General features: G+C 59.7%; 9 protein-coding genes. 7 read left to right on the forward strand and 2 right to left on the reverse strand.

The window, feature by feature from the left end; genetic code table 11:
* Positions 1–25 precede the first annotated feature (25 nt).
* The 7 genes from MTP43_RS04960 (at position 26) to MTP43_RS04990 (ending at position 10,643) form a co-directional block, all read left to right on the forward strand.
* Positions 26–181: a hypothetical protein gene (locus tag MTP43_RS04960; RefSeq protein WP_173015379.1), complete on the forward strand. Its 156-nt coding sequence runs from the start codon at positions 26–28 to the stop codon at positions 179–181.
* A gap of 113 nt (positions 182–294) precedes the next feature.
* Positions 295–1,071, forward strand: a complete 777-nt coding sequence (locus MTP43_RS04965; protein WP_097784913.1) for a TraX family protein — start codon at positions 295–297, stop codon at positions 1,069–1,071.
* Positions 1,072–1,482: 411 nt separating this feature from the next.
* Positions 1,483–4,458 (forward strand): acyl-CoA dehydratase activase, encoded by a 2,976-nt coding sequence (locus MTP43_RS04970; RefSeq protein ID WP_005925115.1) that lies wholly within the window; start codon positions 1,483–1,485, stop codon positions 4,456–4,458.
* Positions 4,459–4,548: 90 nt separating this feature from the next.
* On the forward strand, positions 4,549–5,865 hold the full coding sequence (locus MTP43_RS04975) for a 2-hydroxyacyl-CoA dehydratase (RefSeq protein ID WP_005925121.1): 1,317 nt from the start codon (positions 4,549–4,551) through the stop codon (positions 5,863–5,865).
* An 82-nt stretch (positions 5,866–5,947) separates the two neighbouring features.
* Positions 5,948–6,853: a hypothetical protein gene (locus MTP43_RS04980; RefSeq protein WP_005925124.1), complete on the forward strand. Its 906-nt coding sequence runs from the start codon at positions 5,948–5,950 to the stop codon at positions 6,851–6,853.
* A gap of 157 nt (positions 6,854–7,010) precedes the next feature.
* Entirely contained in the window at positions 7,011–9,593 is a 2,583-nt protein-coding gene (locus MTP43_RS04985; RefSeq protein ID WP_249235137.1) for a translation factor GTPase family protein, read from the forward strand.
* 150 nt (positions 9,594–9,743) lie between these two features.
* Positions 9,744–10,643: an NAD(P)H-hydrate dehydratase gene (locus tag MTP43_RS04990; protein ID WP_117530167.1), complete on the forward strand. Its 900-nt coding sequence runs from the start codon at positions 9,744–9,746 to the stop codon at positions 10,641–10,643.
* 71 nt (positions 10,644–10,714) lie between these two features.
* Here MTP43_RS04990 and MTP43_RS04995 read toward each other — a convergent pair whose 3' ends face one another.
* Positions 10,715–11,449 (reverse strand): nitroreductase family protein, encoded by a 735-nt coding sequence (locus MTP43_RS04995; RefSeq protein WP_117528125.1) that lies wholly within the window; start codon positions 11,447–11,449, stop codon positions 10,715–10,717.
* Between the two features lie 22 nt (positions 11,450–11,471).
* Positions 11,472–12,479 carry a tRNA (adenosine(37)-N6)-threonylcarbamoyltransferase complex transferase subunit TsaD gene (gene tsaD, locus MTP43_RS05000; RefSeq protein ID WP_117528123.1) on the reverse strand — a complete coding sequence of 336 codons (1,008 nt, stop codon included), beginning with the start codon at positions 12,477–12,479 and terminating at the stop codon, positions 11,472–11,474.
* Position 12,480: the final 1 nt, after the last annotated feature.

Genomic DNA, 12,480 nt, shown 5'->3' on the forward strand with positions numbered 1-12,480 from the left:
AAAACCAAAACCAGAGGAATGCTCTATGAAAAAATGCAATCTGTTTTATCTCAGCGGACTGTTGTTTTTTCTTGTTGCGGTGCTGAATCTTGTTACCGGCGAGAATCACTCTACGGCGGTGGTATGGCTCTGCCTTGGCTCCAGCTATTCGTGTCTGGGGTATTCGCATCAGAAAAAATAAAGCATTCCTGCAGCCCCGGCGGTGGAAAAATCTGGCCGGGGCTGCAATTCTTTGCAGGGCTCGTTCGTATTCCAGACAGAACGACCAAATTTCGACAAAGACGAGGTATGTGTATGTCAACCAAACCGATCCATTCCACTGCCGCGACCCGCTTTGACCTGAGCGCAGCGGCGCTTCATATCCTTGCCATGGCGCTGATGCTGATGGACCACCTGTGGGCGACGTTGCTGCCCGCGCAGGAATGGCTGACCTGTGCCGGGCGGGTGGCGTTTCCCATCTTTGCCTTTATGGCGGTGGAGGGCTACTTCCACACCCACGACCTGAAAAAATACACCCTGCGTCTGCTGTTGTTTGCCCTGCTTTCGGAGATCCCCTTCGATTTGATGTACGGCGGTACATGGTTCTACCCGGTGCACCAGAACGTCATCTGGACGCTGCTTTTGGGCATTCTGGGCATCCATCTGATGGAAACGGTGCGCAAAAAGCAGAAAACAGGACTATACCTGCTGGTATCCGCCCTTGTGGTGGTGGCGGGCGCGGTGCTGGGCACGCTGGGCATGGTGGACTACTACGGCGCAGGGGTGCTGACTGTGTTCATCTTCTACTTTTTTCACGGGCACGGGCGCAAGTGGTGGTGTCTGCTGGGGCAGCTGGCTGCGCTGTACTGGGTCAACGTGGAGCTGCTGGGCGGGCTTATGTACCCCATTCAGCTCTTCGGCATGGACTTTGAGCTTTGCCAGCAGGGGCTGGCGCTGCTGGCACTGGTGCCCATCTGGCTGTACCGCGGTCGGCAGGGCTATCACAGCAAGCCTTTCCAGTATGCCTGCTACGCCTTTTACCCCATGCACATGCTGCTGCTGGTTCTGGTGCTGAATTTCGTGAACCGGTAAGGAAAACGGAGCGCTCCAAAGGCATTTTTATGCGTGGAGACGTAGAGGCAGATCACCGCTGAAATGGCCAAAGCGCATGCGGAAACTATTTCAATATCCCGTCGGTACAAGGCCGCTGCACAAACTCTGTGCGGCGGCTTTTTTGCGGCAAAAACCGACACTTGTTCACAAAAAGTTCAGCCTTTTGAGCAAAAAATACTATTTTTTTCGTGTAAAATAGACAATACGGATTGAATGCCGCCCGCGATTGGATTATAATAATAGTGTATGCAAAAACGCATCTGCTGCTTTTTTATGATTTTTTATCGCTTGAAAACAGCGTAGCTGCGCGATGCGGGCTACTGAAAAGAGAGAGCTGCCGTTGCGGGTCTTTGCCGCAAACGGCTTGTTTGCCATAGCAGCCGGGGCGTTATGTTCCGGTTATTTGTCCTTAGGAGGAAAAACAAGGTGAGAGTAGGTCTTGACATCGGTAGCACCACCATCAAGTGCGTGGTGCTGGGCGAGCATGATGAACTGCTGTATTCTACATACGAACGACATTATAGTCATATTCTGGAAAAGGCGCAGGAGCTGCTGCGGCGCATTGATGCCGAGCATCTGCATGGCCGCAAGGCGCTGCTCAGCATCTCCGGCTCTGCCGGTATGGGCTTGGCCGACAGCTGCGGTGTGCCCTTTGTGCAGGAGGTATTCTCCACCCGCGTGGCGGTCAAGCGCTTTATGCCAAAGACTGATTGTGTCATTGAGCTGGGCGGCGAGGATGCCAAGATCCTGTTTTTGACCAACGGCACCGAGGTGCGCATGAACGGCAGCTGTGCCGGCGGCACCGGTGCTTTCATCGACCAGATGGCCACTCTGCTGAAGATGAGCGCTGAGGAGATGAACAAGGCCGCCGAACAGGCGCAGCGCACCTATACCATCGCCAGCCGCTGCGGCGTGTTTGCAAAAAGTGACGTGCAGCCGCTGATCAATCAGGGTGCCCGCACCGAGGATATCGCCGCCAGCATCTATAAGGCTGTGGTCAACCAGACCATAGCCGGTCTGGCACAGGGCCGCCCCATCAAGGGCAATATCCTTTATCTGGGCGGCCCGCTCACTTTCAGCACCGTGCTGCGCAAGAGCTTTGACGAAGCGCTGAACGTGACCGGCACCTGCCCGGAAAACAGCCTGCTGTATGTGGCGCTGGGCGCTGCGTTGTATGCCGATAAGGAATTTGTGCTCACCGAGGTGGCCGATGCGCTGGACAAGTACGCCGCCACTGCTACCTATGCCAGCGAGCCGCCGCTGTTCGCCAGCAAGGAGGAGTACGAGGCTTTCCACGCACGGCACATGTCCCACAGTGTGCCCCGCGTGGCTTTTAGTGCCCACTGCGGGCCGGTGCATATCGGCATCGACTCCGGTTCTACCACCGTCAAGCTGGTGGTGGTGGACGAAAAGAGCCAGATTTTGTACACCAACTATCAGCCCAACCTTGGCAACCCGCTGCCTCTGATTCGGGAGCAGCTGCTCAAGATCTACAAGGAGCACCCGGGGCTGCAGGTGGCCAGTGTTACCACCACCGGCTACGGCGAGGAGTTGGTAAAGAACGCTTTCCGCTGTGATTACGGTCTGGTGGAAACGGTGGCGCATTTTACCGCTGCCAAGTACTTTATGCCGGACGTGGACTTCATCATTGACATCGGCGGGCAGGACATGAAGTGCTTCAAGATCGAGGACGGCGCCATCAGCAACATCTTCCTGAACGAGGCCTGCTCCTCCGGCTGCGGCAGCTTTTTGCAGACCTTTGCGCAGGCACTGGGCTATGACGTCAAGGAGTTTGCCGCGCTGGGTCTGTTCGCAGACCGCCCGGTGGACTTGGGCAGCCGCTGCACTGTGTTCATGAACAGCTCGGTCAAGCAGGCGCAAAAGGACGGTGCCAGCATCGAGAATATCTCCGCAGGCCTGTCCATCAGCGTGGTCAAGAACGCGCTGTACAAGGTGATCCGCGCTTCCAGCCCGGAAGAGCTGGGCCGCAAGATCGTGGTACAGGGCGGTACCTTTTATAATGAAGCCGTGCTCCGTGCCTTTGAAAAAGAGATGGGCGTGGAGGTCATCCGGCCGGACATTGCCGGTCTGATGGGCGCTTACGGCGCTGCTTTGTACGGCCTGCGCCAGAGCCATAAAAACAACCAGACCACCTCTGCCATGATGGACGAGCAGGAGCTGGAAAAGTTTGCACAGCAGGTGGTCAGCGTCAAGTGCGGCGGCTGCGGCAACCATTGCCAGCTGACCGTCAATACCTTTGCCGATGGCCGCAAATTCATCTCCGGTAACCGCTGCGATAAGCCCGTTACCGGCAAAAGTGAGGACAACAGCCTGAACCTGTACGCCTACAAGCAGCAGCTGCTGGCCAGCTACAAGCCTGTGCCCGGCAAGCGCGGTTCCATCGGCATTCCGATGTGTCTGGGCTTCTATGAGCTGCTGCCCTTCTGGTACGCCTTCTGGACGAGCCTTGGTTTTGCGGTGCACACCAGCCCGGTGTCCACCCGCGGGCTGTATCTGGCCGGACAGGCTACCATCCCCAGCGATACCGCCTGCTTCCCGGCAAAGCTGAGCCACGGCCACATCAAGGCGCTGAGCCAGATGCAGCTGGACGCCATCTTCTACCCCTGCCTGACCTACAATGTGGACGAGGGCTTGGGCGACAACCATTATAACTGCCCGGTGGTGGCCTACTACCCGGAGGTTCTGGCAGGCAACTGCCCGGAGCTGGAAGGCAAAAAGTTCATCTATGATTATGTGGGCATCCACCGTCCCAAGGATTTTGTGCACAAGATGGCAAAGGAGGTGCTGCCCAAGTACTTTGGCGGCATCTCCGAGCGGGAGGTGCAGGCCGCAGCCGATGCCGCCTACGCGGAGTACGAAGCGCACATGGCAAAGATCCGGGTAAAGGGCAGTGAGATCATTGACGAGGCGCGCCGTCAGGGTAAGCGCATCATTGTGCTGGCAGGCCGTCCCTATCATGTAGACCCGGAGGTCAACCACGGCATCGACCATCTGATCACCCGCCACGGGGCTGCGGTGGTCACCGAGGACAGCATCTCCAACCGGGTGCAGAAGTTCCCCACCAGCGTGCTGAACCAATGGACCTACCACAGCCGCCTGTACGCTGCCGCTAAGTACTGCACCACCCAGAAGGATATGGATCTGGTGCAGCTGGTGTCCTTCGGCTGCGGCGTGGATGCCATTACCACCGACGAGACCCGCGAGATTTTGCAGCGGGGCAACAAGCTGTATACCCAGCTGAAGATCGACGAGATCACAAACCTCGGTGCCGTGAACATCCGTCTGCGCAGCCTGTTCGCCGCACTGGACGAGCGGGACGAGGCCGCCGCAGAAAAGTCAGAATAAAAGAAACCCTGAGATAGGCTGAAGGGCTTCCCCCAGCGGGGGGAAGTCTTTGCGGGGACTATCTTGTTTAGAGCAACATAGGAGGAACCTATGGAATATCATTATCCCAAATTTACCCCGGAGATGAAAAAGACCCACACCATCCTCATCCCCAACATGGCCGTTACCCAGTTCCGGCTTATGGAGTACGCACTGCGCTGCGAAGGCTATAAGTGTGAGCTGCTGGGCAACTGCGGCAGTGCCGTGGCACAGCTGGGGCTGAAGTATGTCCACAACGATACCTGCTACCCGGCGCTGCTGGTCATCGGCCAGTTTCTGGATGCGCTGAACAGCGGCAAGTATGATCTGGAGCACACTGCCTTGCTGATCACCCAGACCGGCGGCGGCTGCCGTGCCTCCAACTACATCCATCTGCTGCGCAAGGCGCTGGTCAAGGCCGGTTACCCGCAGATCCCGGTGGCAAGCCTGAACTTTTCCGGTCTGGAAAAGGACAGCGGCTTCCAGATGACCCTCCCGCTGGCGCGCAAGTGTATCGCCTGCATCTTCTACGGCGATATGCTGTGTGCGCTGCGCAATCAGGTGGCCCCCTACGAGAACGAAAAGGGGGCTGCTGACCGCATGGTGGATCGCTGGATCGCCCGTCTGGGCCGTGCCTTGCTGGCCGGTAAAGGCTTTACTTCCCGGGAAATGAAGCACACCTTCCCGCTCATCGCAAAGGAATTTGCCACTATCCCGGTCACCCGGGTGCCCAAGGTCAAGGTGGGTGTTGTGGGCGAGATCTACGTCAAGTACAGCCCGCTGGGCAACAACGACTTGCAGAAGTTTCTGGAAAGTCAGGACTGCGAGGTGAACTTCCCCGGTCTGATGGGCTTTGTGCAGTATTGCGCCTTCAATATGGGCGAGGATCATGTGCTTTACGGCGGCAAGCTGGCTGTAAAGGTAGGCACCGACCAGTTCCTCAACTGGTTGGACAGCGTGGAGCGTGTCATGCTCAAGGCAGAGACGGACGCCGGGTTCTATGCGCCGGGCCCCTTCAAGGAGCTGGTGAAAAAGCCCAAGGGGGTTATCTCGCTGGGCGCAAAAATGGGCGAGGGCTGGCTGCTGACCGCCGAGATGATCGAGCTGGTGCAGGGCGGTTATGGCAACATCGTGTGTGCGCAGCCCTTTGGCTGCCTGCCCAACCATATCGTGGGCAAGGGCATGGTGAACAAGATCCGTGCGCTGTACCCCAGCGCCAACATCACCCCCATCGACTACGACCCCAGTGCTACCCGGGTCAATCAGGAAAACCGCATCAAGCTGATGCTGGCGGTGGCCAAGGAGCGGCTGAACGCCCCCGCAGAAGCCCAGCCGCTTACGGCAGAGCAGCTCGCAGGCGGCGCCCCTCAGGTTGGCGCTACCGTGTAACAAAAGCAAATACGATAAAACAGGGGAGCCGCTGCACGGCATTTTTACGCAGCAGCTCCCTTTTTGCAGGAAAGGAACCGCTATGGAAAAGCCCGCAGCTGCCTGTTATCATCTGCCCGGCCTGTTCGAGTTTTACGAGCTGTACCGCCGCTTTTTGCCGCTGTACCGGGAGCACCGGGAATATTTTTACGATTGGTGCACCATAGGCTCTATCTACGGCGCACCGGCGGGCTGTATCTGGGGCGGGGGACGCATCTCCTGCGGCGGAGCAACGGCGCGCGAGGTGCTGGCGCTGCTGTGGGAATACGGCATCTCCGGGCGGCTGACCTTCAGTAACTCCCTGCTGCGGGCTGAGCACCTTGCTGACCCGCAGTGCAACGCCCTGTGTGAGCGGTTTGCAAAAAGCGGCAGTGTGCCAAACGGTGTGATCGTCCATTCTGATTTGCTGGCGGACTATCTGCAACAGCGTTGGCCGGAGCTGTATCTGGTGTCCTCCACCACCAAGGTGCTCACCGAGTTTGCGGAGCTGCGGCAGGAACTGGAAAAGCCGCAGTTCCGGTATGTAGTGCCGGATTTCCGGTTAAACCCGGCACTGGAACAGCTGCGCACCCTGCCGCCGGAGCAAAAAGCCAAGGTAGAGTTTTTGTGCAACGAGTGCTGCTGGTTCGGCTGCACCGAGCGCAAGCGCTGCTACGAGACGGTCAGCCGTCAGAATCTGGGCGAGGACTGCCCGGACCACCGCTGCGCCGCCCCGGATGCCGCCGAGGGCTATCGCTTTTCCAAGGCGATGCGTAGCCCCGGGTTCATCGGGGTGGAGGACATCCGGCAGCGGTATCTGCCCGCAGGTTTTTCCCACTTTAAAATAGAGGGCAGGGGACTTGGCAGCGCACTGGTGCTGGAATTTCTGCTCTACTACATGACAAAGCCGGAATACCAGCTGCAGGTGCGGGAGACAATTTATCTGGACAATATGCTGGATCTTTTTTAAGAAAATCGCACCGGGCAGACCGTTTTCTGTCCGGTGTTGCTTTTTGCCTGCGGGATTTATACCGGAAAACTTTCTTTTCCCTCCAAAGCGTGTTACAATAAACAGGAAATTATTTTTAGAAGCTGCTTACGAAAGCAGCTTCCTGTAGGAGCAGTGCATGGAAACAACGCAAAAACAGATCGTACTGGGCATTCTGGCCCATGTGGACTCCGGCAAGACCACCCTCTCCGAGGCCATGCTCTACCGCGCCGGTGCCATCCGCAAGCTGGGGCGGGTGGATCACGGAGACGCCTTTCTGGATACCGACAGCTTGGAAAAAGCACGCGGCATCACTATCTTTTCCAAGCAGGCGCTGCTTACGGCGGGCAATACTGCCATTACTCTGCTGGATACCCCCGGCCATGTGGATTTTTCCACCGAGACTGAGCGCACCTTGCAGGTGCTGGATTACGCCGTGCTGGTGGTCAGCGGAACGGACGGCGTGCAGAGCCATACCGAAACGCTGTGGCGGCTGCTGCGGCGCTACCATGTGCCTACCTTTGTATTCGTGAATAAAATGGACTTGCCCGGCATGACCCGGGAACAGCTGCTCAGCCAGCTGAACCACCGCCTTGGCGAGGGCTTTGTGGATTTTGGTGCAGAGCCTGCCGCCCGCAACGAAGCACTGGCGCTGTGCGATGAGCAGCTGATGGAAAAAATGCTGGACGCGGGAACCTTGACCGATGCAGACATCATCCCCGCAGTTGCCCGGCGGCACGTTTTTCCGTGCTGGTTCGGGGCAGCGCTGCGGCTGGACGGGGTGGATGCACTTCTGGAGGGGCTTGACCGCTACACCCGCCCAGCCCCGGCGCTGCACGCCTTTGGTGCAAGGGTGTTCAAGGTATCGCAGGATGAGCAGGGCACCCGCCTGACATGGCTGCGGGTCACCGGCGGGGAACTGAAGGTAAAGGCTCTGCTCACCGGCGAAGCAGACGGCGAGCCGTGGGCAGAAAAAGCAAACCAGCTGCGGCTGTACTCCGGCGCAAAGTATACCCTGACTGAGGTCATCGGCCCGGGACAGGTGTGTGCCGTGACCGGCCTGACCCATGCAAAGCCCGGCACCGGGCTTGGGGCAGAGCGGGACAGCGATGTGCCGGTGCTGGAACCGGTGCTCAGCTATCAGGTGCTGCTGCCGGAGGGCGCGGATGTGCACGCCGCGCTGGGCAAGCTGCACCGGCTGGAAGAGGAAGAGCCCCAGCTCCATGTGGTGTGGAACGAAAGCTTGGGCGAGATCCATGTGCAGCTGATGGGCGAGGTGCAGCTGGAAGTGCTGCGCAGCCTGCTGGCAGAGCGGTTCGGGCTGGAAGTATTCTTTGGCCCGGGCGGCATTTTGTATAAGGAGACCATCACCGAGCCCATGGAGGGCGTAGGCCATTACGAGCCGCTGCGCCACTATGCCGAGGTGCATCTGCTGCTGGAACCGCTGCCCCGGGGCAGCGGGATGCAGTTTGCCGCCGACTGCCGGGAAGAGGTTCTGGACAAAAACTGGCAGCGTCTGGTGTTGACCCATCTGGAAGAAAAGCAGCACCTTGGCGTTTTGACCGGCGCACCGCTGACCGATGTAAAAATCACCCTGCTTGCCGGCAAAGCGCACCTCAAGCACACCGAGGGCGGCGATTTCCGGCAGGCTACCTACCGCGCCGTGCGGCAGGGACTGATGCTGGCCAAAAGCCAGCTGCTAGAGCCGTGGTATGCCTTCCGGCTGGAGGTGCCGGTGGAGAACATCGGCCGCGCCATGAGCGATATCCAGCGCATGGAGGGCAGCTTTGACCCGCCGGAAAGCGGCGCGGAGACTGCCACCCTGACCGGCTTTGCGCCGGTATCCACCATGCGCAGCTACCCCATGGAGGTGGTCAGCTACACCCGGGGCAGGGGACATTTGAGCCTGACACTGGACGGTTACCGCCCCTGTCACAATGCACAGGAGGTCATTGCAGAAACCGGCTACCAGCCGGAGCATGATCTGGACAACCCCGCAGATTCCGTGTTCTGCGCCCATGGTGCGGGCTTTGTGGTGCCGTGGAGCGAGGTGCGCAGCCATATGCACGTTGAAAGCGGCTGGGGCAAGGCAAAGCCCGCCCGCCCGGAGGTGCAGGCTGCGCCCCAGCGCCGCGCCATGGCCTACCGCGCCACGCTGGAGGAGGACGCCGAACTGCTCAAGATCTTTGAGCGCACCTATGGCCCTATCAAGCGGGACCCGCTGGCGGCGTTCCGCCCGGTGCAAAAGACCGAACGCCCGGATTTTGCCGCAGAGCAGTGGGAAATTGCCCCGGAGTATCTGCTGGTGGACGGCTACAACATCATCTTTGCGTGGGACGAGTTGAACGCGTTGGCGAAGGAAAGCTTGGACGCCGCCCGCCGCAAGCTGATGGACATCCTGTGCAACTATCAGGGCTACCAGAAATGCGTGCTCATTCTGGTGTTCGATGCCTACCGCGTGCCCGGCAGCCCCGGCGCCATCGAGCAGTACCACAACATCCATGTGGTCTATACCAAGGAGGCCGAGACCGCCGATATGTTCATCGAGCGGGTCACCCATGAGATCGGCAAGAGCCGCCGCGTCCGTGTGGCGACCTCGGACGGTATGGAGCAGGTCATCATCCTTGGCCACGGCGCACTGCGCGTGTCCGCCCGGATGTTCCACGAGGAAGTGCAGAACGTGGAAAAGCAGATCCGTGCCCTTGTGCAGGGACAGGCGTAAAAGTTATCCCGAAAAAATTCCTCTCTTGTGAAAAAGTCGGTTTGGAAAATCCGCAGATTTTCCAAACCGACAATCTTAAAATAATGATTCCGCTAAAAATGCCCACAGCAACGCAGAGGGCATTTGAAATCGTTCTCTGGAGGTGCGCCCATGGCTGTGGAAATTACCGAAGAATTTGTCTGGCAAAGCATCCCGCGCCGTGCCCGGGACAGCCATAAGGGCACCTTTGGCAGTGTGCTGGCGGTGGCGGGCAGTGCCTTTTACCGGGGCGCTGCGCTGCTGGCAGCCGAGGGTGCACTGCGCACCGGGGCGGGCATCGTTACCCTTGCCAGTGTGGAGCCGGTGGTCAGCGCTGCTGTCACCCGCCTGCCGGAGTGCTGCCTGTGCCCCTGTAAAGAGGGCGCACAGTGTGGCATTGCGCCGGAAAATGTGCCGCTGCTCCGGCGGCAGAAGGCCACCGTGCTGCTGCTGGGCCCCGGCCTTGGCGGCACAGCGCAAAGCGCCGCCCGGGCCACCGAGACCCGCACGCTGGTGCAGCAGCTGCTGCCCGGCTTTGCGGGGGCTGCGGTGTTGGACGCAGATGGTTTGAACGCCGCCGCGCAGCTGCTGACCGAGGGCAAGCCCTTTCCGCACCCGGCAGGGGAGTTGGTAGTTACCCCGCACCCCGGCGAGATGGCGCGGCTGACCGGGCTTCCGGCGGCAGCGCTTGCCGCCGACCGGGAGGGCATCGCCCTGCGCTATGCCAAGGCGTGGAACGCCGTGGTGGTGCTGAAGGGCGCACGCACTGTGGTGGCAAGCCCGGACGGGCGGGTGTGTGTGAACCCCACCGGCAACCCGGGACTTGCCCGGGGCGGCAGCGGGGATGTACTGGCTGGGATGCTTGCGGCGCTGCTGGCCTGCGGTCTGCCCGCCTACCAAGCTGCTGCCTGTGCGGTATACCTGCACGGTGCCGCCGCCGACCGCGCCGCCGCAAAGCGCGGCGAGTACGGGATGCTGCCGCATGATATCCTGCCGGAACTGGGCGCACTGTTTGCGGAAAACCAAAGATAAACGAGAAAAGCGGCAGCTGCACAAAACACCGTGCAGCTGCCGCTTTTTGTTGCTGTAATTTGCGGTTCAGATTACCGGAACTGGTTCAGGTACTCCTCCACCGAGCGGGTCATCTCCTTGGAGAAATCGGAGTTATACTTGCGGTTGCAGAAGGCGGTGCACCACTGGTCAAAGGGGGTGTTGCCAGCCTTGTAGCCAAAGGTATCCCGCAGCTCTGCGCCGTCCATGGTGCGGTAGCCGTTTTCGTGCACGATATGCTCCATGGCGCAGCGCTGGGGCTTTACGCGGTCCTTCTGCTGCTGGGTGGGCCAGCCGAACACCAGCATTACTGCTGGGAACACATAGTCCGGCAGATGCAGCAGACTGCGCTGGGTGTCGCAGTTTTCCATGATGTCTCCGATGTAGCACGAGCCGATGCCAAAGCTTTCGGCGGCGACTACGGCGTTCTGGGCGGCAATGGCGGTATCGGTGACTGCCAGCATCAAATCGCCCACGCCCGGGGTGCGGGGCGTGCAGCCGGCCTCTAAGTAGGCGTCGTACCACTTTTTGCAGTCGGCGCAGAACACCAGCACCAGCGGTGCTTTGGCAATAAAGGGCTGGTGGTCACAGCTTTCGGCCAGCGCTTCTTTCAGTGCCGGGTCGGTGATGTCTAAAATGGTATACAGCTGCTGACAGCCCGCAGAGGGCGCCTGTGCGGCAGCTTCCAAAATGGCCTGCTTCATCTCGGCAGGGATGGGTTTTTCTTCATACACCCGCACCGACTTGCGGTCGAACAGGCTTTGCAGGATAGGATTACGCTCAGTCATGGGAACACCTCCGATGTTGTATTTATTCATAGTCGATGGGCAGGGTGGGCAGACCGTTCAGTTCCAGCCCGGCGGTATGCCCGGCAATGTACTGGTAGTAGCCCTGTGCGGCGATCATCGCGCCGTTGTCGCCGCAGAACTTCAGCTCCGGCAGGTAAACCTTTGCACCCAGCTTCTGGGCACCGTCATTTACCAGCTGGCGCAGACGGCCGTTGGCGGCTACGCCGCCGGCAAGGCACACCTGCTTTGCCCCGGTATCGGCAGCAGCCAGCAGCAGTTTTTCGGCCAGAATGCCCGCAATGCGCTCCTGAAAGCTGGCGGCAAGGTTGGGCACGTTCACTTCCTCGCCCTTCATCTGAGCCTTGTTCACCTCGTTGAGCACGGCGGTCTTTAAGCCGGAAAAGCTCACGTTGTACTTGCCCTCCACATGGGGTACCGGCAGGCGGTAGGCCTTGGGGTCGCCGGTCTTTGCGGCGGCGGCTACGCTGGGGCCGCCGGGGTAGGGCAGACCCAGTGTGCGGGCCACCTTGTCAAAGGCTTCGCCCGCAGCATCGTCTACGGTATGACCCAGAATGTGGTAGTGGGTGTAGTCCTGCACCTCCACGATGTGGCTGTGCCCGCCGGAGGCCACCAGACACAAAAAGGGCGGCTTGAGCTCCGGGTGGGTCAGGTAGAGCGCAGCGATGTGTCCCCGCAGATGGTGCACCGGCACCAGCGGCTTGCCTGCTGAGTAGGCAAGCCCCTTGGCAAAATTCACGCCCACCAGCACCGCACCGATGAGCCCTGGCGCAAAGGTGACAGCCACGGCGTCCACATCGTCTATGGTCTTGCCGGCGTCCAGCAGAGCCTTTTTGACCGTAGCACTGATAAACTCGCAGTGGCGGCGGCTGGCGATCTCCGGCACAACGCCGCCGTACAGCGCCTGTTCCTTGACGCTGGTGGAGATGACGTTGCTCAGCAGGTGCCGTCCGTCCTCCACCAGTGCAGCAGCAGTTTCGTCACAGGTAGACTCGATTCCGAGAATGATCATT

The sequence above is a fragment of the Faecalibacterium sp. IP-1-18 genome (genome assembly GCF_023347355.1).
Classification (GTDB): Bacteria; Bacillota; Clostridia; order Oscillospirales; family Ruminococcaceae; genus Faecalibacterium; species Faecalibacterium prausnitzii.